Below are 22,461 nucleotides of genomic sequence, written 5' to 3' on the forward strand. Positions count from 1 at the left end.
GCCGTGTCACACAAGCAGAGATGAAAGAGTTCGCTGCGTTCGACGGCGAGAATCAGGGCACGCCCCCCATGGCCACACAGAACACGACGAGGCCCTCGGAAGAACCGGGGGCCTCGTCGTGTCTGCGGAAACCGAGGCTCAGGAGATGCGCTCGGTGGTCTCCTGGCTGAAGACGTGCACGGCAGCCGGATCGATACCCAGGCGCACCTGCTCGCCGCGCTGCGGAGGACGACGCGAGGAGATACGAGCGACGACCTGGTGGGCCTCGCCATCCTCGATCGAGGCTTCCTTGCCGGAACCGACGAGGGAGCCGTAGAGGTAGGCGTCAGCGCCGAGTTCCTCGACGACGGCAACGTCGAGTCCGACGCCCTCGCTGGCGAGGGTGAAGGACTCCGGGCGGATACCGAGGGTGAGCTTGGTCTCGTTCGGGGCCTTGGCGAGAACCTCGCGGGCAACCGGGATGACATAGTCACCGAGCTTGACGCCGCCGTCGACGACCTCGCCCTCGACAAGGTTCATGGCGGGAGAGCCGATGAACCCGGCGACGAAGAGGTTCTTCGGGGCGTCATAGAGGGCCAGCGGCGAGTCGACCTGCTGCAGGATGCCATCCTTCATGACGGCAACGCGGTCGCCCATGGTCATGGCCTCGACCTGGTCGTGGGTCACGTAGACGGTGGTGACACCGAGGCGCTGCTGCAGGGCAGCGATCTGGGTACGGGTCTGGACGCGCAGCTTGGCGTCGAGGTTCGACAGCGGCTCGTCCATGAGGAAGACCTGCGGGTTACGGACGATGGCGCGGCCCATGGCGACGCGCTGACGCTGACCACCGGAGAGTGCCTTCGGCTTGCGGTTGAGGAAGTCTTCGAGGCCCAGGAGCTTGGCGGCTTCGAGAACGCGCTGCTGACGCTCAGCCTTCGGCACGTTCTGCATCTTGAGGGCAAAGCCCATGTTGTCGGCCACGGTCATGTGGGGGTACAGGGCGTAGTTCTGGAAGACCATGGCGATGTCACGGTCCTTCGGGGGCAGGTCGGTGACGTCGCGGTCACCGATCCAGATGGAGCCGGCGTTGACCTCTTCGAGGCCGGCCAGCATTCGCAGGGAGGTCGACTTACCGCAGCCAGACGGTCCGACGAGGACCATGAACTCGCCATCGCCGATGTCGAGGTTGAGTTTGCTGACGGCTGCGCGATCGGTGCCCGGGTAAACCCGAGTCGCCTCCTTGTACTGCACGGTTGCCATGACCGTTGTTCCTTTCCACGGGCAGGTACGTGCCCGACGATCCGTTGTGGAAATCCGGCGAGCTGAGGTTGCCGCCGGGATCCCCGCGAGTGTTGCGAGGACCTGGTGTCGATCATAAGGGACATTGCCCGCGATGGTGGCAAGAGGCTGGCCGAAAGGAGTGTTTTGCCTTGTCGGCTGGTGCACCTCGGGGCTGAGCCGTGGGCCACCCTGCGTGTGGGTCCGGCCCACGGCCCGGTGGGCTGGGCCTCATCGCACCGGGCTACGAGCTGGGGGTCAGGGCTGCTCCCACAGCGGGCCCCTGCACTTGAGCCCCGCAATGATCGTGGCGTCGTACCACCAGCACATCACTGCCAAGAGGATGACTTCGATAATCAAGATGATCATTATTTTCTTTGACATTTCACAGCCTCACTGGAGCCGTTGTCCAAGCATGAGCCAATTCCATTGACTTGGCCCCAGAGGGACAATACAAACAATACCATGACGACCGTTCCCAGAACCCATGCGAGAATGGTCCAGTTCTTTTCATTCTTCATTCGAGCACCAACTTGGCTTCATATGGTGATGTCATGGAGTGCCGGCCTTCGGTTGTAGCTCTCACTACAGCCGCAACCGTCGTTTTTCCTGTGTTGGGCATCGTGTCCTTCCTCTGCACCAGAGCACGACATCAGGTTGAGCAGGCAGATCGTCCTTGCTCAATCTGGTCGCTGGGTGATGCCATCACGCTACTGCGGTGCCCCAGCTATTGATACGGTGCATCGCGTTTTCTTAGGCGGTTTTCAGTTCTCTTGGACAATTTTAGGGATGTGCGTCAAGAATTGATGTGCGCAGTCGTCAGCACTCGACGATATTGACCGCGAGGCCACCCCGTGCCGTCTCCTTGTATTTCACCTTCATGTCGCGCCCGGTCTCCATCATCGTCTTCATGACCTGATCCAGGCTGACGATCTGGGAGCCGTCACCTGCCATGGCCAGACGGGCGGCCGTCACGGCCTTGATAGCACCCAGGGCATTGCGCTCGATACACGGAATCTGAACCAAGCCACCGACGGGATCACAGGTGAGACCAAGGTGGTGCTCGAGACCGATCTCGGCGGCGTTGCAGACCTGGGCAGGCGTCCCGCCCATGACCTGAGCCAGACCGGCCGCCGCCATGGAACATGCCACGCCAACCTCGCCCTGGCAGCCCACTTCAGCTCCCGAGATGGACGCCGACTGCTGGTAGATCTCGCCGATGGCCCCGGCAGCCAGCAGGAAGTCGACGATGAGGTCGTCGTCACCGGTGTTGACGCCGGGAGTACCCGAGTCAATGTCGGAACCGGGGGAGAGGAACTTCACCGCAAAGTGCAGACAGGACGGGATGATGCCGGCTGCGCCATTGGTGGGAGCGGTGACGATACGACCACCCGCGGCGTTTTCCTCATTGACCGCCAAGGCCCACACCGTCAGCCAGTCGACTGATCCGAAGGGTTCCGGCTCGCCAGGGGTGATCTGCTCGCGAGTCACAAGGTCGCGATGCATCTTCATGGCGCGGCGACGCACGTGCAGCCCGCCCGGAAGCACACCAGCGCGAGAACAACCGCGTTCGACGCATTCGTGCATGACGGTCCAGATGTCCAGCAGCTCGCTACGCACATGTTCCTCGTCGCGAATGGTCATCTCATTGGCCATGGCGACCTCGGGGATGCTCATCCGGTAGTCAGAGCACTGCTCCAGCAGCTGCTTGCCGGTTTTGAAGGGGTAGGGGACCGGGGCCGAGTCGCGGACGATGGCGGGGTGCTCGTCCTCGCCGTGCTCAACGACGAAGCCGCCGCCGATGGAGTAGAAGGTGCGCTCGGCGACAACCTCCTGGCCGGACCATGCCGTGAACGTCATGCCATTGGGATGGAAGGGCAGGGAACGGTTGCGATACAGGATGAGGTCCGCCGTGACGTCGAAGGGGATCTCCCGGCCGCCGTGGACGGCGTCAAGGGTGATGCGTCCGTCATTGGTGATGGCGGCGGCCCGACTGGGAGTCTCGTCCGTGTCGACGGTGGCGGGGTCTTCTCCCTCCAGGCCCAGCAGTACGGCTGCCTCCGATCCGTGCCCGTGTCCGGTTGCACCCAGGGAGCCGAAAAGTTCGGCGCGTACTCGGGTGACGTGAGGCCACGCCGGTGACTGAGCCAGATCCGTCACGAAGACCCGGGCGGCTCGCATGGGGCCGACGGTATGTGAGCTGGACGGACCGATGCCGACCTTGAAGATGTCGAAAACACTGACTGCCACGACATCAATGGTGCCAAAGACTCAGGGGCGGCATCAGCAAGTTTCGCCGAACCCCTTGATTTATTCGTCAGGGTGGTCCAAGCTACTGCTCAAGCACAAAGTGAAACCATCTTTTGAAAGATGCCGTTACAAGGACCGTGAAGGCGTCTCGAGACGGGAGTGTTGACAGTGGCGAAGCGTGATCGACGCAGTGAGCGAGCTGACGACGTCCTGGTCGAGTTGCGTAGCGGCGATGCGATGAGCGCTGCTGATCTCGTGGAGGCGACGGGGTTGTCCCGCCCGACCGTCATCTCGATCCTCAACGACCTGGAGTCGTCCGGGTGGGTGAACCATGGCGCCGTCGACTCCGGTGGTGTGGGGCGGCCTGCCACCACGTGGACCCTGGGCGACAACGTCGGAATTGTCATCGGGGCCGACATCCTCGTCGATTCCATGCTGCTGGTGGCAGTCACCTTTGGCGGAACCATCCTGGCCGCGCGCAGTTCACGGCTCGGCCAGCACCAATCTGACGCTCGTCTTGAGGCCGTCGTCAGCGCCGTAGAGTCGCTACGGGACTCCTACCAGGACAAGGGGCCCCTATTACACCTGGCGGTCTCCACCACCGGAATTGTCGACGGTGATGGGCGCGTCGTCCGAAGTGACCTGGTACCTCAGTGGACCGGGATGGACCTGGGGCAGCGGCTCTCTCGGCGTCTGGACGTCACCGTCAGCGTCGACAACGACATCAACATGGCCGCCTATGGCGAGTTCTGTCAGCGTCGCCAACGTGGGCGCCTTGACGCCGACGCCGACATGCTCCTGGTGAGGATGACCCGCGGTCTGCACACCGGTCTGGTGCTCAACGGACAGCTCCATCGCGGACGGGCGTGGAATGCCGGTGAAATCAGCGATGTGCTCGATCTGCGCTTGGAAGGTGACGAGACTCCCGGCGACGACTGGATTGATCGGGCAGCCCTGACAACTGGGTCCGTGGCGGCGGTCATAGATCCAGACCTCATTGTCATGTCCGGGCCTACGGATGCGTCGGTCTCAGTGATTCGCCGAATCATCGCGCGACTTGTGTCCAGGCGTCCCCGTGATGCCGAATCGATGACCGCTGAGGTCGAAGAGCTGGGCCGGGCCGCATCCGTCGTGGGGGCACTCAACACCGCACTGGAAATGGTGACGAGGACGGCTGTCGGGGTCGAGCATCCACATCCGGTGACCCTGCAGGGCATGGACAAGATTATTTCCGAGGTTGAGAGAGGACAGCACAGCGTCATGAAGACAACTCATCGAGAAGGACACACAGGTGATGGCATGAGGGTGGGCATCGTCGGCGTCGGCGCGCGCTCCCGACTGGCTCTCAACGCCGAGCTGGAGGGCAACGATGGCGTCGTCACAGCTGTCTGCGAGCCTCACCATCTAGCCCGCAAGCGAGTGGCCGACCGGCTCGGGAAGGATCCCGACTCCATCACGATCACTTCTGATGTCGCCGGACTTATCGCCTCGGGAATTGACGTCGCCTTCGTCACCTCCCCTGACGACACCCACGCCGAGGTCACCTGCCAGCTGTTGGAGGCCGGGATCCCGGTGTACCTCGAGAAGCCCCTGGCCATCACGATGGATTTGGCGACGAAGGTCCTCACCACCGCCTACCAGACCGGCACGAAACTGTACGTCGGTCACAACATGCGTCACATGAATGTCGTGCGGTCGATGCGTGACCTCATCCGGACCGGCCGGATCGGTGAGGTCAAGGCCATCTGGTGTCGTCACTTCGTTGGGTCGGGCGGTGACTTCTACTTCAAGGACTGGCATGCCACCCGAGAGCACGGCACGGGCCTGCTGCTGCAGAAAGCCGCACACGACATCGACGTCATGCACTGGTTCGCTGATTCCCACACCACTGACGTCGTCGGTATGGGTGGGCTGACCCTCTACGATCAGATCACTGACCGTCGTGACAATTCCGATCAGCTCATGGGGGATTGGTACTCGCTGGACAACTGGCCACCGTTGACCCAGAAAAATCTCAACCCGGTCATTGATGTTGAAGACATCTCGATGATGCTCATGCGGATGGAATCGGGGATTTTCGCATCGTATCAGCAGTGCCATTACACGCCTGATTACTGGCGTAACTACACGGTCATCGGGACTGAGGGGCGGATTGAGAACTTCGGTGACGGTGAGGGAGGCGTCATCCGACTGTGGAACAAGCGAACCCACTACAACGCCGACGGTGACGAGACATACCCGATTATTGGGGATGCCAATGGGCATGGTGATGCTGACGTGTTGACGGTCACCGAGTTCCTGAACTTTGTGAGGAACGGAACCCCAACGGATACCTCGCCACTGGGGGCCTGGTATGCCGTCGCTGCGGGTATTGAGGCCACCGAGTCGCTGCGTCAGGGCTCGGCACCGCGTCAGGTGCCAACTCTGGATGGCCAGATCATCCAGTATTTCAACAATAACCAGATCAAGTGATCGAGGGGCTTGCCAGCTCTGGTCTGAAGGGTTGAGCCGGTAGTTGCCCACCCGGCGTGCAGCCCGGTTCAGGTAGTGGCACAGTGGTGTCGTCGCGACGATGTGGTTGAGGGGGTCATGCCCCGGAAAGAGGAGGGGCCATGAAGGCCTTGGCGAAGACCCGGCCGGAGCCGGGGCTTGAACTCATTGACATTCCCGACCCGACCCCGGGACCGAACGATGTCGTCGTCAAGGTGTTGCGCAGTGGGATCTGCGGCACCGACGTTCACATCGACAAATGGGACGGGTGGGCCTCCAAGACGGTGCACACCCCGCTGGTCCTCGGGCACGAGTTCTGCGGCGAGATCGTCGAGCTCGGGTCCGAGGTCAATGACCTGGAGGTCGGCCAGTTCGTCTCGGGTGAGGGCCACTATGTCTGCGGACGCTGCCGTGCCTGCCTGGCTGGCAAACGTCACCTGTGCCGCAACACCCAAGGCATCGGATACGCCGTCGACGGGGCCTATTGCCAGTATTTCGTCATGCCGGCCAGCAATATCTGGGTCCACCACATCCCGAATCTCGACCCGGATGTCGCGGCGATCTTCGACCCCTTCGGCAATGCCGTTCACACGGCGTTGCAGTTCCCCTGCCTGGCCGAGGACGTCCTCGTCTCGGGGGCCGGACCGATTGGGATCATGGCGGCCCTCGTCGCCCAGTTCCAGGGGGCGCGCAACGTCGTCGTCACCGATCTGTCCGACGAGAGGCTTGAACTGGCCCACAAGCTCGGCCTGCACAACACCGTCAATGTCTCACGCGAAGGCCTCGAGACGGTGTGGGACCGCTTCGACATGAAGGAGGGTTTCGACATCGGCTTGGAGATGTCTGGATCGGGTGCCGCCCTGACGTCCATGATCGCCAATATGACCCACGGTGGACGGATCGCGCTGCTGGGAACCCCGAGCAAGGACATCACCCTCGACATGTCCAAGATCATCTTCAACATGATCACAATTCAGGGAGTGACCGGCCGTCAGATATTCGAAACCTGGTACGCCATGGCATCCCTGATCCGTTCCGGTCTTGACATTTCCGGAATCATCACCGATCGATACCCAATCACCGAATTCCGTGAAGCCTTTGATGTTGCAGGCTCGGGTCATGGCGGCAAGGTCGTCATGAACTGGGAATGCCTCGACTGACAAGCGATGTATTAGGAGGACAACGATGTACGGATCCATGAAGGACGAACTCAACGCCAAGATCGCAGCCCTCAAGGAGGAAGGACTGTACAAAGCTGAGGCCCCGCTTACCAGCCCCCAGGCCGGAAAGATCACCGTCGACGACGGACGCGAGGTCATCAACCTGTGCGCCAACAACTACCTCGGGCTGGCTGACTCCCCGGTGCTCATCGAGGCTGCCAAGAAGGCCCTCGACGAGTGGGGCTTCGGCATGGCCTCGGTGCGATTCATCTGCGGTACCCAGACCCTGCACCAGAAACTGGAGCAGGCCATCACCGAGTTCCTGCACCCCGATGACCCCGAGAACTGGGACACCATCTTGTACTCGTCCTGCTTCGACGCCAACGGTGGCCTCTTCGAGGTGCTGCTCGGACCTGACGACGCCATCATTTCCGACGAGCTCAACCATGCCTCGATCATCGACGGCGTTCGGCTGTGCAAGGCCCAGCGATTCCGCTACTACAACCAGGACATGGCCGACCTGGAAGCCCAGCTCAAGGACGCCCAGGCCAAGGGCTGCAAACACATCATGGTCGCCACCGACGGCGTCTTCTCCATGGACGGATTCGTCGCCCCGTTGCCGCAGATCTGTGATCTTGCCGAGAAGTATGGTGCGATGGTCATGGTCGATGACTCCCACGCCGTCGGATTCGTGGGCAAGACCGGAGCGGGAACTCCCGAGCACTGGGGAGTGCGCGACCGCATCGACGTCGTGACCGGCACCCTTGGTAAGGCACTGGGCGGAGCCTCGGGTGGCTACACCTGCTCCCATCGTGAAGTCGTCGAGATGTTGCGTCAGAACTCGCGTCCGTACCTGTTCTCCAACTCGCTGGCCCCCTCGATTGCCGGCGCAGCCCTGGCGACCCTCGAACTGCTCAAGTCGAGCTCGGACCTGCTGGATCGCCTCCGTGACAACACCGCCTACTTCCGCGCAGAGATGACCAAACGGGGATTCGACATCCCGGAGTCGGAGCACCCGATCTGCCCGGTCATGATCGGTGACGCCGTCAAGGCCGCCAAGATGGCCGATGCGATGCTCGCCAAGGGTATCTACGTGCGCGCCTTCAGCTACCCCGTGGTGCCGCGCGGCAAGGCTCGCATCCGTACCCAGATGTCCGCCGGGCTGAGCCGGGAACAGCTCGACGAGGCCATCAAGGCTTTCGAGGAGGCTCGCGAGGAGATCGGGTGAGGACACTCCGGGGGAGGGGCTGGTGGTCAGGCCAGCCCCTTCGCGCCCAGCCAGTCCTTGGCAATGGTTGAGGCCGAGGCCTTCTCGCCGCCTTGAGCTCGCCGGTTCATGGCGATGAGATCGTCGGTGGTCAGGGCATGTGACACCTTGGCCAGCTGATCGCGATGCTTGTCGGCAACCTTCGTGGTCATGAGAGGGACGACATTCTGGGCCACGATGAGGTGCTTGGGGTCCTCCAGAACGACGAGGTTCTGCTCCTTGATCGCGGGAGTCGTCGTGTAGAGATCCACGAGGTCGACCGCCCCTGACGTCAACGCCTTGACGGTGAGCGGACCGGAGGAGTCCGACAGGGCGGTGAACGCGATCTTGGATGCCGGAACCCCGTACACCTTCGTCAACCCTTTGGGCCCGTAGGGACGTTCCTTGAGTTCAGGATTTCCGCCCACCTTGAGAGAGTCCAGCTTGGCCAGATCAGCCAGGGACGTGACGTCGTGGGCCTTGGAGAACTCGGAGGTGACGCACCACGAATCGGCGTCCTGGGCGGCTGACGGTTCACCCACCGACATGCCGGACGGCACGACCTTGCGCAAAGCGTCCATGACCGACGTCTCGTCAGTAGCCGTCGAGGACCCCCGGAAGAACTGCAGCAGGTTCCCGGAGTATTCCGGGACGAGGTCGACCGAGCCGTCCTTGAGCGCCTTGACGTAGACGTCGCGGGCACCGATCTGCATCTGGCGCTTAACGGTGACGCCGGCCTTCTCGAGGATCTGGGCGTAGAGCTCAGCGATGATCTCGGACTCGGTGAAATTCGCCGAACCGACCGTCACGCTCGACCCACCAGAGCCCGAGCCATTCGAGTCAAGAGGGTCATGGGAAGAACAGGCCGCCAGGCCTGTCAACATGGCGGCTCCGAGCAGCGTTCGGCGAGTCATCGTGGTCATGGGTACTCCCTTCGATGGGTGATCACTGTGGGGTGAGGGCCAGGGCATGTCGCAGACCCGGACCGGTGAGTAGGCGTGTTGTCAGAGCGAGTAGACCGTCGACGACGAGGGCCACCACGATGATGACGATGGACCCGGCGAGCATTTGCGGGTAATCGGAGACAGCCAGACCGTCAAGGATGAAACGCCCCAGGCCGCCCATGCCCAGGTATGAGCAGATGGTTGTCGTTGCGATCACCTGCAGGGTGGCTGACCTCAATCCGCCCAGCAGGAGGGGAGCAGCCAGCGGCAACTCGACGCGGAGCAACACCTGCATCTCCGTCATGCCGCAGGCTCGGGCTCCGTCGGTCACCTCCTCGTCGACGGCTTCAATCCCGGAGTAGGTGCCGGCCAACAGTGGCGGAATAGCCAGAATGGCCAGCACGATGGTGGCCGGGACGACCGGATGCGTGATGCCCATCGTCGTCGAGACGGCCAGCAGGGTGAGCAGCCCGAGGGAGGGCAGTGCGCGCAGAGCCCCCGAGCAGGCCACAGCGATGGTCCTTCCGCGGCCTGTGTGGCCAATCGCCAGACCAGAGGGGATCGCGATGACCGCGGCGAGGAGGATGGCCAGCAGGGTGTACCAGAGATGCTCGCCGATACGGACCCCGACGGCTCCGGGGCCGCTCCAGTGCGACGAGGTCGCCAACCACGTGAATGCAGCTGTGATCTGGTTCATGACATCTCATCCCCGCGACGCTGCCAGGGCGTCAGCAGGCCGCCGACGGCGACGATGACGAGATCGAAGATCAGCGCCAGGGCGAGGGTCCCGACGATCCCGACCCAGATCTCAGTCGGGAAGGAACGCTGGTAACCGTCGGTGAAGAAATAGCCCAGCGACGGGACGCCGATGAGGGCACCGACGCTGACCAGCGACAACGTGGATGCCGAGACCACCCGCAACCCTGCGGTGAGGGTGGGCGCCGCCAGCGGCAGGGCCACCCGCCAGAACACCTGGGCATTGGAGTGTCCCATGGCAACGGCATCACGACGGACCGCCCGGCCCACCGAGTCGAAGGCGTCGGTGGCTGTTCGTACCAGCAAAGCGATGCCATAGAGGCTGAGGGCGACGACGACATTGACCGGGTCGAGGATCTTCGTGCCGAGGATGAGCGGTAATAAGACCAACAGCGGCAGGGATGGCAGGGCATACAGAATCGAGGCGCCGGGTATCAAAATCCGCCGTGCAGTCGACGAGCGATGCGCCCACCATCCCAGCGGAACTGACAGCACGAGGCTCACCACCACGGGAATGATGCCCAGCACGGCATGGTGGCCCATCAAATACCAGATGTGGTCCCAGTTCTGGCTGACCCACCGGGTGTTCACGACATTTCCTCGGGCACCTTGATGCCGGTTTCGATGAGGCGACCCACGAGTCGACCTCCGGCGTCAACGACAGTGGGATACTCATCGTGCTGTTCGACATGGAGACTGCGACGATCACCGCCGATGAAGGAGGAGACGAAATCGTCGACGGGGTGAAGCAGGATCTCGTCGGGGCGGCCGCGCTGGGCGACCTGAGCGCCGTGTCTCAACACGAGGACCTCGTCGCCGAGCAGGAAGGCCTCATCGACGTCGTGGGTGACGAAGACGATCGTCTTGGCGAGATCGTGCTGAATCTGCAGAAGGCCCTGCTGCAACTCAGCACGCACCACCGGATCGACGGCGCCGAAAGGCTCGTCCATGAGGAGGATGTTGGGATTGGCGGCCAGGGCTCGGGCCACACCGACTCGTTGGCGCTGCCCACCCGACAACTGGGCGGGGTAGCGGCGTGCCAGCGAGGAATCCAGGCCGACCCTTTCCAGCAGGTCCAAGGCCTGAGACCGGGCGACACTCCGCGACGTTCCAGACAACAGCGGCACTGTGGCGATGTTGTCGACCACGGTGTGGTGGGGGAGCAATCCGCCCGATTGCATGACGTAGCCGATCTGACGACGTAGCTTGACCGGATCGAGGGTCGCGACGTCGGTGTCGTCGATGAGTATGCGTCCTTCGGACGGATCGACCATCCGGTTGACCATCCGCAACAAAGTGGTCTTGCCGCATCCCGACGACCCGAGCAGCACGACCAGGTGGTGAGACTGCACTTCCAGGTCGAAATCCTTGACGGCGACTGTGCCGTCGTCGAAACGCTTGCTGACGTGGTCGAAACGGATCATGCGGTCCTTCCCCGCCCGGCCGGTCGCGTGTGCTGTGGTGACGCCGGTAGGAAAACGACGTTACCGCCCGGACGAGGCCGGGGCTAGGGTGTTCTCCTCTCGGCAGACATCGCAGGTGCCGGGTTGTCACCGGCTCTGGGTATTGTCGACGGCGTGCCAGACGAGATGAGTACTGCCGCTGCGGGGGAGAAGGATTCCTTCGCCGTCGCCGCCACCGCCCTTGCGGTGGCCGAGGCCGACCTGGAAAAGGCCGTCGGCGACGACTCCGCCGAAGAGGAGGAGTGGTGGAAGGCCGACGGGATGCCGTGGAACCACAAGCCAGGCCGCTCCGACTACTGGTGCATGGGCTGGATCGGCTTCCTCGGCATCTTCTCGTTGGCCATGCTCCCGCTGCGCGGTTGGCTACTCGGACTTGACCCGCCGATCCTCATGGGGATCACCGGGTCCCGAACCGGTGCGGCCGCGACCGGGGCTCTGGCATCGGTCAATGAGGCCCCGCACTGGTTGTGGTGGCTGTTGCTGGGTTCGATCATGTCGATCAAACTCGACTGGGTGTATTGGTGGGCCGGCAAGTTGTGGGGCCGCGGGATGATCGGGGTCTGGGCCGGACGATCAGAGCGCTCTCGACGTCGTTACGAGCAGGCTGAGGAGTGGGCTCGCAAACTCGGCTGGCTGGGAGTTCTCGTTGCCTACGTCCCCATCCCGTTGCCCATCATGCCGGTGGTCTTCGTCCTGACGGGTGCCTCTGCGATGAAGGTGAAGTGGTTCGTCGCGCTGGACTTCGTCGCCGCGACCGTCTGGAACCTCGGTTACCTAGCCCTGGGCTGGGGAGTGGGTGACCCCATCGTCGACGCACTGAAGTATTACGCGAAGATTGCGAACTGGGTGGCCATTGCCCTGCTCGTCGTCATCCTCGCCCCGATCTTCCTCAAGACCAAGAAGAAGGCCCAGTGACCGAGGGGTCAGCTGAGGCTTCGAGAGCTGATCTTCACGGAGCCGACGCGCTGGACCGGGAGCAAACAGCACCGTCAGTTCAGGAAGAGCGCCCGCAGTCTTGAGGCCGTCAACCAGGTGCCCAGTACCGTCATTGCGACGAAGTAGATCGCGTGCGCACCCGTGACGGTCGTGACATGGCCCACTGACAACTGTCTCATCATTTCAACGCCATGCCACAAGGGCATGACCTCGATGATCCATTGCACGGCCTTTGGATACACGGTGATCGGATAGAAGGTGGCTGACAGCAGGAACATCGGCAGCATGATGAAGTTGATCAGGTCCATCTGTTGGAAGGTCTTGAGGAAGCTCGTCACCCCCATCCCGAAGGATGCGAACCCGAGGGCGATGAGGAGCGCCGATGGCACCATCAAGACGGCCCACCAGCTCGTCGCCAGGCCCATCGCGACCAGGAACACCATGAAGGAGAGCGCGTAGAGCATTCCACGCAGCAAAGCCATGAAGATCTCGCCCAGAGCCACGTCCAACGGCCCCAGGGAGGTCTGCAGCATCGTTTGGTAGAGCTTGGAGTAATTGACCTTGAAGAAGACTCCCCACGTGGAGTCGTAAACCGCCCCGTTCATCGCTGCAGTGGCCAGTAGGGCGGGAGCTATGTAGGCGGCGTAGGAGATGGGTTGCCCACCCGGGCCGGTGACCGAGCCCATCAGCTCGCCCATGCCGACCCCCATCGCCAGTAGGTAGAAGATCGGTTCCACGATCCCGGAGAAGACGATTCCGAAGCTCTGTTTACGGGTCATGATCAGGCCGCGAGCCACGACGGCTCGGATGTTGCCTGAGTAGAGTCCGGAGACCTTCATCAGCCCACCAACCTTCGGGTGTAGATCCGCCGTGACGCCATGAGGCCGCCGACTGACAGGATTGCCAAGAAGACGACGTGGACACACACCAGCCAGATCGGTTCGCCATGGGTGTAGCTGACGTCTCGGGCCAGTTCTGTCCCGTGCCAGATGGGGGATATCCATCCGATCCAGCGCAAGGACATCGGTAGGACGTCAAGAGGGAAGTAGGTGCCGGCGAACAGGGTCATCGGGAGGACGACGAACCTTTCGACTAACGAGAAACTGGCACCTTCGTCGTCACGGGTGGCAGAGAAGGCCTGGAGAGGCGCTCCCAGAGCGGATGCCGTCAGCACGGTGATGGGTACGCCGACCAGCGACCTCGCTGTGTGGGGGAAAGCGCCGAATGCAAGGCCGGCAGCCCAGAAGAACAGTGACTGCAACAGCATCCGGATCATCACTCCGATGTGCTGGCCGAGGGCAACCTGACCAGGGGTGACGGGGGTCGCCACCGGGCCGTGGTATAGCCGCTGCCAGGTGAACCCGTCCATGATGGGGTAGGTGAGTTCGCTCAGCACTCCGATGGCGACGGTCGTGACCATCAATGCCGGTGTCACGAAGTGCAGGTACGGCACCCCGCCGACAGTCTTGTGATTGGCGTCAACGAGGGAACCTAGTCCCAACCCCATCGCGAACAAGTAGAGCAGCGGAGTACCGATGGCCGACACGATGATCGACCAGACGTAGGACTTTGCTTGTGCGAAATACCAGCGGCACACGGGCCAGAATCCCCACCGTTGAGTGCGACGAGCCATCTCGTTGGGAGTGATGGGGGTGCCTCGGTTGACGAGAAGTGGTTCCTGGTGGGTGGTCGTCATTCGATGAGAGACCGTCCCGTGAGGGTGAGGAAGACATCTTCCAGACTGGTGCGTCGTACCAGGGATGTGCGTGGGTTGAGCCCCTCGTCGACGATCTGGGTCAGCGCCGCGTCACCGTCCTCGGCATAGACGAGGATCCGGTCGGGAAGGACCTCTTGCCTAACACCGATGTGGCTCAGCTGCTCGAGAATCTCGGTATTGCGCCCGGACCCGAACCTCACCTCGAGGACCTCGCGGGAGCAGTATTGGTTGATGAGGTCAGCAGGGGTCCCGTGGGCCATGATGCGCCCGTGATCGACGACAATGAGACGGTCGCACAGCTGCTCGGCCTCATCCATGAAGTGGGTCGTGACGACGAGAGTGACTCCCTCTTCCTTGAGCCGGAACAGGCGATCCCAGAGGATGTGTCGGGCCTGCGGATCCAACCCGGTGGTTGGTTCGTCGAGAAGAAGAACCGATGGTTCGTTGATCAATCCCCGCGCGATCGTCAGACGCCGTTTCATACCGCCTGACAAGGTCTTGACCTTGTTGTTCGCCTTTTCGGTCAATTCGACGAACTCCAGCAGGTCGACTGCCTTGCGCTTGAGCCAGGAGGTCTTCAACCCGAAGTAGCGTCCGTAGACGATGAGATTGTCAGTGACGGTGAGATCCTCGTCGAGGTTGTCCTGCTGGGCGACAACCCCGAGATGGGCTCGAACGTGGGGCCCTTCGGCCTGGGGATCGAGTCCCATGACCGTCAGCTTTCCGCTGGTGCGTCCGAGAGTTCCCCCGATCATCCGCATCGTGGTGGACTTTCCGGCGCCATTGGGGCCGAGCAGGCCGAAGGACTCCCCGCTGGCGACCTCGAAGTCGATGCCGTCGACGGCTGTGAAATCACCGTAAGTCTTGCGCAAGCCTTCGGCGACGATGACGGGTTGGGTCACAGGCTGCTCCTTATCGCTGGTTCTCGAGGGCGGCCCGGTAGCCAGCCTCAGCCTCATCATTGAAGGCCACGAGGTAGATCGTGTCCACCTTGGTGTCGGCTTGCCGACAGGTTTCCACGGCAATCCGGGTGGCCTCGTCCATGGGGTAGCCGTAGACCCCGGCAGAGATGGTCGGGAATGCGACGCTTCTGGCACCGATCTCGTCAGCCACCTGCAGGCTGGTGCGGTAGCAGGAGGCGAGCTGATCGGACTTGTCGATGGTCTTGGCCCAGACCGGTCCCACGGTGTGGATGACCCACCGTGCGGGCATGTTCCCGGCTGTGGTGGCCACCGAGTCTCCCGTGGGCAGGCCGTCCGGAAGGGTCGTCTCACGCAGCTTGCGGCAGGCCGTCGATAGTTCTGGGCCGGCGGCTCGATGAATGGCCCCGTCCACACCTCCGCCGCCAGCCAGTTGCCGATTCGCGGCATTGACGACGGCGTCGACGTCGAGGGTGGTGATATCAGAACGCACTATCCGGATCGTGGCCATGCCGCCAATTCTGCCGGACACTCGACGGTCCTGACCAGGGTCAGTGTCGGGGCAGGGAGGCGACGAGGCTTGTGAGATCCACATCGCGAGTGATGACGATTCCGTTGGTCAGGGAGAGGGAGTAGTCGCAGTCGCGGTGGGTGCCGCCAGACAGTGCCGACAGCATGACGCGCAGGGTGTCCCCGTGGCTGACCATGACGAGCGCCTCGGGGGGATTCCGGGCGAGCTCGTCCAGCAGATCGCGACAGCGCCGCCAGACATCGAGGAGGGACTCCCCGCCACCCCAGCCGATCTCTGCGATGTCGGCACCTTCAGGAACGGGCATCTCGTGCAGCTCGCTGGACAGTTTTCCTTCCATGTCACCCAGGTACTGTTCCCGCAACCGGGCGTCAGGCTTCGGGGTCGAGGCAATCTCCCGACCCACACGCTGAGCGGTTTGCATGGCCCGCGTCTGGTCCGAACTCAGCAAGAGGGTGTGACGAGGAACCAGCTCGGCGACCCTGCGTCCGGCCTCACTGGCCTGACGATGACCTCGCCTGGTCAGGGGGACGTCCATCGTCTGCCCCTGAATGCGGTGCTCCAGGTTCCAGGTGGACTGACCGTGGCGCACCAGGACGATTCGAGTCATTACGGCAGCCTAACGCCTATGACACATGTCATGGTGAAGTCATGACGCCGGACCATGGGCGCAGGCCCGCCTGATGGGATGTTATGAAGGTATGAACGAGACAGCGGTGGTCGTTGAGGACCTCGTCAAGACCTTCCCCACCGGGGGAGAGCCTCTGAGGGCAGTCGACCACATCAATTTCACGATTCAGCAAGGTGAGGTTGTCGCCTTCCTCGGTCCCAACGGTGCTGGAAAGACGACGACCATCGACATGCTGCTGGGAATCACCGCCCCGACCTCCGGTCGCGTCGAGTTGATGGGACTAGACGCCGAGAAGGGGGCCCGCTCCGGCCGGGTCTCGGCGGTACAACAGACCCGTGGTTTGCTCGACGACTTCACTGTGCACGAGACGATGCGGGTCGTCGGTTCGACCTTCAAGCTCCCGCGCTCCCGAATCGACGAGCAGATGCGAGTCTGGGGGCTGGAGGATTACGCCTCCCGGAAAGTGAGGAAGTGTTCCGGCGGTCAGCAACAGCGATTGCGCTTCGCCCTGGCGATGCTGCCCGATCCGGATCTTCTGTTGCTCGATGAGCCCACAATGGGTCTCGACGTGGACGGAAGGCGTCACTTCTGGTCACAGATGCACCAGGCCGCCGACGAGGGGCGCACCATCATCTTCGCCACCCACTACCTCGGTGAGGCCGAGGAGTTTGCTGACCGGGTCATCCTCATCAATCACGGCAAGATCATCGCTGACGGGCCGATCGCCGAGGTCCGTGCCTCGGTTTCGGGGTCTACGGTCACTGCTGTGTGGCCCGGCGTCGACGCTGCCATCCTCGACCGTCTGCCTCACGTCAATCACTACGACGTCAAGTCCGACACCATCGCCTTCACCACCGACGAATCCGACGACCTGGTGCGCCATTTGCTCAACCACACCGAGGCCCACGACGTGCTGGTTGCTCGCACCACCTTGGAGGACGCATTTCTCTCGCTTACCAGTGAGAGCAACGACCAGACAGAGGATGCATCATGAATGCCACCTACGCCCTTCTCGACATTCGCCGAATGGTTCGCACCCCGGCGATCGTCATCTTTGCTTTTGTCATGCCGGTTGCGATGTATGTGCTCTTCGGTGCGATCCAGAACTATGGGAACCTCCCGGTGCCCCACGGAAACGTCAAGGCCACGGTGATGGCATCGTTGGCCCTCTATGGCGCAGCCACCGCTGCCTCAGGTCTGGGGGCCTCGTCGGCTCTGGAACAAGACGCCGGGTGGGGACGTCAGTTGGCGACCACGCCGATGACCCAAGGGAAGTATCTCCTGACTAAGGTCGTCGCGATCCAGATCGTCGCTGCCGTTCCGGTAGCCCTTGTGCTGCTCGTCGGTGCCCTGTCGGGGGCGCGTATCGACGGTATCGGCTGGCTGTGGACCTTCCTGCTGGCATGGGTGTGCTGCATTCCCTACACCGTCTTCGGTCTGGCAATTGCCATGTTCATCCGCAACGAGAACGCCGCAACTCTGGTGTCCTTCTTCGTGCTGGCGTTCGCCTTTCTCGGCAACGTCTTTATGCCCCTGGGCGGGTTCATGCTTAAGCTTTCCCGCTTCACTCCGCTGTGGGGGGTCAATCTGCTGCCACGTTGGCCGATCATGGGAGGATACGAGATGACGATCCATGAGCCGGTCGAGGTCAACCTCTCCTATGCCATCATGAGCGCAGTGGTGTGGGCTGGTGTCTTCGCCGTGCTGGCATGGCTGGCCTCCCGGCGTCACCAGGACCGCTGAGAGACCTCAGGTAAGAGGAGAAACAGTCCGAATGCGCAAACGGTCCAGACGCTCGCTGTCGAAACGGGGCGCGCGCAGGACTCAGACCCTGTACGCCGGGATCTGGACGGTCTTCCTCGTCTATCCGATCGAGCACATCGCTGGCAACCCCGAGCTCGTGACCTCCCAGCGGGTTCTCGGGTTGGTGTCCATCGGGCTGTTCGTGCTCATCTACCTGGTCGGATTCTGGTTGGGCATCGACACCTTGGACACTTGGTTCTCGCGGCGCTGGATGCCGCGGTGGCCCTGGGCGTTTCTTGCCGTGTTGTGCGTGCTCAATGCGGGGGTGGCAGTCGTCGATCCGACAGCGGCCATGGAAATGTTCGCCTATCCGCTGGCCTTCACCCTCTTCCTGATGCCGGCATCGGCAGTCCTGACGGTTCTCGTGCTCGAGGTCGCCGCAATCCTGGTCGCCCGGATCGTCAACGACCAGCAACAGGGGTGGCTCATGGCAGTGCCGTCGATGGCCATGATTCTGGCGGCTGGATTCATCAGTCGGGTGTGGGACAACAACCGGCTCGAGCAGGACAAGCAGCACAAGATCGAGGCCACCTATGCCGAGCGGGAGAGGATCGCCTCGGACGTCCACGACCTGCTCGGCCAGAGCCTCACGGTGATGTCGATGAAGGCTGAACTCATCGGCAGGCTCATCGACATCGACCCTGAGGCTGCCAAGGACCAGGCCGAGGACTTGCACACGCTGAGTCGGGAGGCCTTGGGGCAGGTTCGAGGCTTGGTCAGTGACCTCAACGAGGCAGATCTGGACTCTCAGCTCGCCACCGCCGCGACGGCCCTGGCGACAGCCGATATCTCTCTGAGGATCCGTGACGAGCGGACTGGCGAGTCTGAGCACGATGCTGTGCGAGGATGGGTGCTGCGGGAGGCCGTCACCAATGTCGTCCGCCATTCGCAGGCCAAGCACTGTTGGATCGAGCTGTCCGACGATGTGATGTGTATCACCGATGATGGCATCGGGGTCGGTGACGCCAAGGAAGGTTCCGGTCGGGCCGGAATGAGACGTCGGGTTGAGAGTATCGGTGGACGGCTGGACATCGGGCCGGGGGACAATGGCCGGGGTACCAAGGTGGTGGTGTCATGACAACCTGTGATGAGCCGATCAAGCTCGTTCTCGCCGACGATCAGACCTTGGTGCTCGGTGCCCTCGTCGCCCTGCTCTCCCTGGAACCCGACATCGAGGTGGTCGGGCAGTGCAGTCGCGGAGATGAGGTCGTATCGACGGTCGAGGAGCTTTGTCCCGACGTGCTGCTCCTCGACATCGAGATGCCCGGTATGGATGGCATCGAGGTGGCCGGCCGTTTGGCTGAGGCTGACGTCAAGATTCTCATCGTCACCACGTTCCGACGCCCGGGATATCTGCGACGGGCCATGGATGCCGGGGTGGCCGGATTCCTCGTCAAGGACACCCCCGCTTCTGAATTGGCCCAGGCGGTGCGCAAGGTGCATCAAGGCGGTCGCGTCATCGATCCCGCCTTGGCTGCGGAATCTCTGCTCGACGGATACAACCCGTTGACGCAAAGGGAGCAGATGGTACTGCGGGAGGCGGAGTCGGGAGAGCCGATCGCCGTCATCGCCAAGAGGCTTTCCCTGTCCGCCGGGACGGTGCGCAACCACGTCTCCTCAGCGATCGCCAAGACCAACAGCGTCAACCGAGCCCAGGCAGTTGCCGAAGCCAGAAGACGCGGCTGGTTGTGAAGGGCCGTGTCCTCGCTAGGGTGTGGGCATGCTGAGTCATCGTGACCGTCGTCGTGGCCTCGGGCTGGCTGCCCGCGCAGTAGGACTGGCAGTCGGCGTCGCTGCCGATCGACTGTTCGGGGATCCGCAGGATCACCACCCGGTGGCTGTCTTCGGCAATGCCGCTGCTGGCCTGGAGAAGCGCGACTGGGCCGATTCGGTGGCCCGCGGTGGGGTGCACGTTGCTGCCTGCCTCGTACCGCTGGCCGTGCTGGGAGCTGGCGTCGAGAAGGCCACCGCGAAGCACCCAGTGATGCGCATGATCGCCACGGCTGCGACGACCTGGGCGGTGGTGGGATCGACATCTCTGGCTCGTGAAGGCCACACCATGGCCGATCGCTTGCGCAATGGCGACCTGTCTGGGGCCAGGCGGCAGCTGTCCCACCTGTGTTCCCGGGACGCCGATCAGCTCGACGAGCCAGAGTTGGCCCGGGCGACCGTGGAATCCATGGCGGAGAACACCGCAGACGCCGCCGTCGCCTCGCTGTGGTGGGGAGCGGTGGCAGGAGTGCCAGGAATGCTTGTCCATCGGGGCGCGAACACCCTCGACGCCATGATCGGCCACCACAACGAGCGTTACGAGAACTTCGGGAAGGTGGCTGCTCACCTCGACGACCTTCTTGATCTGCCCGCGTCCCGGCTGACCGGTCTGTTCTGCTGCCTGCTGGCTCCCACAGTCGGAGGGGATCGGCGTTGCGCCTTTGAGGTCATGATGCGTGATCATGCCCATCACCCCAGCCCCAACGGGGGATGGTGCGAGTCGGCCTGGGCCGGTGCCCTCGGGGTGCAGTTGGGCGGACGCAATGTCTACTACGGAAACCGTCACGAGGATCGCCCCCTGCTGGGAGACGGCCCTCGGCCTGACGGTGCCAAGGTTGCTGACGCCGCCAACCTCGTCACCAAGGTCACCGATGTGGCGACAGCAGTCGCCTGCCTTGGCGTCGCGACCCTGGCTCACCTCAAGTTCTACGGGGGCATCCTGCCGCGCCGTTGTGACTCGTCGAGGAAGGAGAAGTGATGGGTGGAATCCTTGTTGCCGGAACCTCTTCTGACGCAGGCAAGTCCCTGGTCGTCACGGCTTTGTGTCGGGCAGCGCGGCGTCGCGGGATCGACGTCGTGCCCTACAAGGCCCAGAACATGAGCAACAACTCGATGGTGTGCTCCGACGGATCTGAGATTGGGCGCGCCCAGTTCCTGCAGGCCACTGCAGCCAAGGTGATTCCCGAGTCGGCGATGAATCCGGTGCTGCTCAAACCCGGTACCGACCGCCGTTCCTTCATCGTCTTGCGCGGCAAGCCGGCAGGGGTGCTTGAAGCAGGCCAGTACGCCACCGGGCGGCGTCACCTGGCCGAGGCTGCCTGGGCCGCCTACGACGAGCTCGCGGCCGCCCACGACATGGTCCTGTGCGAGGGGGCCGGGTCTCCCGCTGAGATCAACCTGCGTGCTGGTGATTACACGAACATGGGTCTGGCAAGGCAGAAGAACCTGCCGGTGGTGCTGGTCGGCGACATCGACCGAGGCGGGGTGCTTGCCAGCCTCTTCGGCACCTGGGCTCTCCTCGACGACGAGGACCGGGGCCTACTGGCCGGATACATCATCAACAAGTTCCGGGGTGACGAGTCGGTACTGGCTCCCGGCCTTGCCGAGATCACCCGGCGCACCGGGATGCCAAGCTTCGGGGTACTGCCCTGGGTTCCGGGGGTGTGGCTCGACGGTGAGGATGCCCTCGAGGTGGGGCGTTGGCGTCATGACGGCGATTCGGACTGCCCGGAGGACCTGCGGGTTGCCGTCGTCCGGTTGCCGAGGATTTCCAACGCCACCGACGTTGACGCGATGGCCGCAGAGGCCGGGGTCGACGTCCAGGTGACGACGAACCCGAACACCTGTGAGCGTGCTGATGTCCTCGTCCTGCCTGGGTCCCGTTCCACGGTACGTGACCTTGAGTGGCTGAGATCGACCGGAATCGCGGATGTTGTCGTCCGCCGCGCTAGCCAGGGGCGTACCGTGCTGGGGATCTGTGGCGGTTACCAGATGTTGACCCGTCTCATCATCGACCCGGACGGCCAGGAATCGCAGACCGAGCGTACCGAGGGTTTGGGGCTGTTGCCGGTCGAGGTGACCTTCGGGGCGCGGAAGACCTTAGCCACCCCGAGCGGGTCGTGGCGGGGAATCGACGTCGGCGGTTACGAGATTCATCACGGCCGCATGGACGTCGACCTGTCGGCGGGGGAGCCCTTCCTCGACGGAGTCCGGGTCGGAAGTGTCTGGGGGACGATGTGGCATGGCGCTTTCGAGTGTGACGAGTTCCGACGCGCCTGGCTTGCTGAGGCCGCCGATCGTGCCGGATCGGCATGGCGACCCGTTGAAGGCGCCATCGGCTACGGGCAGCGCCGTGAGCAAATGATCGACGTCCTGGCTGATGCTGTCGAGGAGCATCTGGATCTCGACCGTCTGTTCCGCCTGGCCGATGGGTGCTGACCCTGATCCTGTCGTGGTGGGATGCCACGATGTGGGAGGATCGATGCAACGACCGATCTCGAGGAAGCCGGTGTGAGTCCGGCGCGGTCCCGCCACTGTGACCATCGCCGCGGCGATGGCAGCCAGACACTCGAACGGGTCGTTGCGCAC

The 22,461-nt window shown here is 63.0% G+C and carries 21 protein-coding genes and 1 riboswitch; of the genes, 10 read left to right on the forward strand and 11 right to left on the reverse strand.

What is annotated here, in order from left to right; all coding sequences use genetic code 11:
• Positions 1–138: 138 nt before the first annotated feature.
• A complete protein-coding gene (locus O6R08_RS01760; RefSeq protein ID WP_271418478.1) occupies positions 139–1,239 on the reverse strand; it encodes an ABC transporter ATP-binding protein in 1,101 nt (366 codons plus the stop codon).
• 837 nt (positions 1,240–2,076) lie between these two features.
• Positions 2,077–3,507, reverse strand: coding sequence for an L-serine ammonia-lyase (locus O6R08_RS01765; protein WP_271418479.1), 1,431 nt, complete (start codon positions 3,505–3,507; stop codon positions 2,077–2,079).
• Between the two features lie 168 nt (positions 3,508–3,675).
• Here O6R08_RS01765 and O6R08_RS01770 point away from each other — a divergent pair, with 168 nt between their 5' ends.
• The 3 genes from O6R08_RS01770 to O6R08_RS01780 all read left to right on the forward strand — a co-directional run bounded on the left by O6R08_RS01770 (position 3,676) and on the right by O6R08_RS01780 (position 8,385).
• A complete protein-coding gene (locus O6R08_RS01770) occupies positions 3,676–5,979 on the forward strand; it encodes an ROK family protein (protein WP_408640119.1) in 2,304 nt (767 codons plus the stop codon).
• 140 nt (positions 5,980–6,119) lie between these two features.
• Positions 6,120–7,157 carry an L-threonine 3-dehydrogenase gene (gene tdh / locus O6R08_RS01775; RefSeq protein WP_271418481.1) on the forward strand — a complete coding sequence of 346 codons (1,038 nt, stop codon included), beginning with the start codon at positions 6,120–6,122 and terminating at the stop codon, positions 7,155–7,157.
• A gap of 37 nt (positions 7,158–7,194) precedes the next feature.
• Positions 7,195–8,385 (forward strand): glycine C-acetyltransferase, encoded by a 1,191-nt coding sequence (locus tag O6R08_RS01780; protein ID WP_271419161.1) that lies wholly within the window; start codon positions 7,195–7,197, stop codon positions 8,383–8,385.
• 26 nt (positions 8,386–8,411) lie between these two features.
• On the opposite strand, the gene O6R08_RS01785 is transcribed toward O6R08_RS01780, so the two are convergent.
• Genes O6R08_RS01785 through O6R08_RS01800 form a run of 4 tightly spaced genes read right to left on the reverse strand, consistent with a single transcriptional unit; the run spans position 8,412 to position 11,527 of the window.
• Complete coding sequence (locus tag O6R08_RS01785; protein ID WP_271418482.1) at positions 8,412–9,326, reverse strand: ABC transporter substrate-binding protein; 915 nt, start codon at positions 9,324–9,326, stop codon at positions 8,412–8,414.
• A gap of 22 nt (positions 9,327–9,348) precedes the next feature.
• On the reverse strand, positions 9,349–10,044 hold the full coding sequence (locus O6R08_RS01790) for an ABC transporter permease (RefSeq protein WP_271418483.1): 696 nt from the start codon (positions 10,042–10,044) through the stop codon (positions 9,349–9,351).
• Complete coding sequence (locus O6R08_RS01795) at positions 10,041–10,694, reverse strand: ABC transporter permease (RefSeq protein ID WP_271418484.1); 654 nt, start codon at positions 10,692–10,694, stop codon at positions 10,041–10,043. Before O6R08_RS01795 ends, O6R08_RS01790 begins: the two co-directional genes overlap by 4 nt.
• A complete protein-coding gene (locus O6R08_RS01800) occupies positions 10,691–11,527 on the reverse strand; it encodes an ABC transporter ATP-binding protein (RefSeq protein ID WP_271418485.1) in 837 nt (278 codons plus the stop codon). The genes O6R08_RS01795 and O6R08_RS01800 overlap by 4 nt, the downstream gene beginning before the upstream one ends.
• A gap of 123 nt (positions 11,528–11,650) precedes the next feature.
• On the opposite strand from O6R08_RS01800, the gene O6R08_RS01805 reads away from it, so the two are divergent.
• Positions 11,651–12,481, forward strand: coding sequence for a DedA family protein (locus O6R08_RS01805; protein WP_271418486.1), 831 nt, complete (start codon positions 11,651–11,653; stop codon positions 12,479–12,481).
• A gap of 74 nt (positions 12,482–12,555) precedes the next feature.
• Here O6R08_RS01805 and O6R08_RS01810 read toward each other — a convergent pair whose 3' ends face one another.
• From O6R08_RS01810 to O6R08_RS01830, 5 genes are read right to left on the reverse strand one after another with little or no spacing between them, the layout of a single operon-like run.
• Complete coding sequence (locus tag O6R08_RS01810) at positions 12,556–13,341, reverse strand: ABC transporter permease (protein WP_271418487.1); 786 nt, start codon at positions 13,339–13,341, stop codon at positions 12,556–12,558.
• Positions 13,341–14,198 carry an ABC transporter permease gene (locus O6R08_RS01815; RefSeq protein WP_271418488.1) on the reverse strand — a complete coding sequence of 286 codons (858 nt, stop codon included), beginning with the start codon at positions 14,196–14,198 and terminating at the stop codon, positions 13,341–13,343. The genes O6R08_RS01810 and O6R08_RS01815 overlap by 1 nt, the downstream gene beginning before the upstream one ends.
• Positions 14,195–15,121: an ABC transporter ATP-binding protein gene (locus O6R08_RS01820; protein WP_271418489.1), complete on the reverse strand. Its 927-nt coding sequence runs from the start codon at positions 15,119–15,121 to the stop codon at positions 14,195–14,197. Before O6R08_RS01820 ends, O6R08_RS01815 begins: the two co-directional genes overlap by 4 nt.
• 10 nt (positions 15,122–15,131) lie before the next feature.
• Complete coding sequence (locus O6R08_RS01825; RefSeq protein WP_271418490.1) at positions 15,132–15,650, reverse strand: O-acetyl-ADP-ribose deacetylase; 519 nt, start codon at positions 15,648–15,650, stop codon at positions 15,132–15,134.
• 40 nt (positions 15,651–15,690) lie between these two features.
• Positions 15,691–16,278 carry a histidine phosphatase family protein gene (locus O6R08_RS01830; RefSeq protein WP_271418491.1) on the reverse strand — a complete coding sequence of 196 codons (588 nt, stop codon included), beginning with the start codon at positions 16,276–16,278 and terminating at the stop codon, positions 15,691–15,693.
• Between the two features lie 91 nt (positions 16,279–16,369).
• On the opposite strand from O6R08_RS01830, the gene O6R08_RS01835 reads away from it, so the two are divergent.
• The 6 genes from O6R08_RS01835 (at position 16,370) to O6R08_RS01860 (ending at position 22,311) form a co-directional block, all read left to right on the forward strand.
• Positions 16,370–17,293, forward strand: coding sequence for an ABC transporter ATP-binding protein (locus tag O6R08_RS01835; RefSeq protein WP_271418492.1), 924 nt, complete (start codon positions 16,370–16,372; stop codon positions 17,291–17,293).
• Positions 17,290–18,042 (forward strand): ABC transporter permease, encoded by a 753-nt coding sequence (locus O6R08_RS01840; RefSeq protein WP_271418493.1) that lies wholly within the window; start codon positions 17,290–17,292, stop codon positions 18,040–18,042. The genes O6R08_RS01835 and O6R08_RS01840 overlap by 4 nt, the downstream gene beginning before the upstream one ends.
• A 31-nt stretch (positions 18,043–18,073) precedes the next feature.
• Positions 18,074–19,180, forward strand: coding sequence for a histidine kinase (locus tag O6R08_RS01845; protein WP_271418494.1), 1,107 nt, complete (start codon positions 18,074–18,076; stop codon positions 19,178–19,180).
• Positions 19,177–19,794, forward strand: a complete 618-nt coding sequence (locus O6R08_RS01850; RefSeq protein WP_271418495.1) for a response regulator transcription factor — start codon at positions 19,177–19,179, stop codon at positions 19,792–19,794. Before O6R08_RS01845 ends, O6R08_RS01850 begins: the two co-directional genes overlap by 4 nt.
• A 142-nt stretch (positions 19,795–19,936) precedes the next feature.
• A complete protein-coding gene (gene cbiB, locus O6R08_RS01855; protein WP_271419162.1) occupies positions 19,937–20,851 on the forward strand; it encodes an adenosylcobinamide-phosphate synthase CbiB in 915 nt (304 codons plus the stop codon).
• A complete protein-coding gene (locus tag O6R08_RS01860; RefSeq protein ID WP_271418496.1) occupies positions 20,851–22,311 on the forward strand; it encodes a cobyric acid synthase in 1,461 nt (486 codons plus the stop codon). The genes cbiB and O6R08_RS01860 overlap by 1 nt, the downstream gene beginning before the upstream one ends.
• Before the next feature lie 60 nt (positions 22,312–22,371).
• A riboswitch (cobalamin riboswitch) is annotated at positions 22,372–22,443 on the forward strand.
• Positions 22,444–22,461 lie beyond the last annotated feature (18 nt).

Origin of the sequence: Cutibacterium equinum, assembly GCF_028021195.1 — a bacterium.
GTDB classification, from domain to species: Bacteria; Actinomycetota; Actinomycetes; order Propionibacteriales; family Propionibacteriaceae; genus Cutibacterium; species Cutibacterium equinum.